We start from the raw sequence: 571 nt of genomic DNA, 5'->3' as shown, positions 1-571 counted from the left end.
GGCTTGCTGAACAGGTAGCCCTGGCCCAGCGGGCAGCGCATGTCGCGCAGGAACTCCTCCTGCTCGGCCGTCTCCACCTTCTCCGCGACGGCGGGCAGGTCCAGGCTCTCGCATAGCCCGAGGATCGCCCGGGTGAAGGCGTGCCGCTGGCGGGAGGCGGCGTCGCTGCCGGAGGTGAGCGTGGTGAAGGCGCCATCGATCTTGACCACGTCGACCGGGAGGCGGTGCAGGTAGGCGAGGGAGGAGTAACCGGTGCCGAAGTCGTCGATGGCGATGCGGACCCCGTGCCCGCGCAGCTCGAACAGGTACTCGATGGCCTGGTCGCTCCGCTGCATCCCGGTGTCCAGCAGGGCCGTCTCGGTGATCTCCAGGATGAGCGCCTCGCCGGGCAGGCCGCTGTCGGCCAGGGCGTCCAGCACCGTGGCGACGAACCCGGGCCGGTGCAGCTGGTGCCCGGAGACGTTGACGTTGACGGCGATGCCGTACCGCTCGTGCCAGCGGCGGGCGTCGAAGCAGGCCCGGCGGAGCACCTGCACCCCGATCGGCACGATCAGGCCGGTCTCCTCGGCCG

At 71.3% G+C, this 571-nt stretch carries 1 protein-coding gene; it reads right to left on the bottom strand.

Annotation, left to right across the window (positions count from 1 at the left end):
* Positions 1 to 571, bottom strand: a 571-nt coding sequence (locus ACWJ6R_RS37795; RefSeq protein ID WP_449066776.1) for an EAL domain-containing protein, incomplete at both ends; no start/stop codon positions are given.

This window comes from Planomonospora algeriensis (assembly GCF_977012225.1).
The sequence above is the reverse complement of the archived record's forward strand: the minus strand, read 5'-3'. Positions and strand labels throughout refer to the sequence as shown.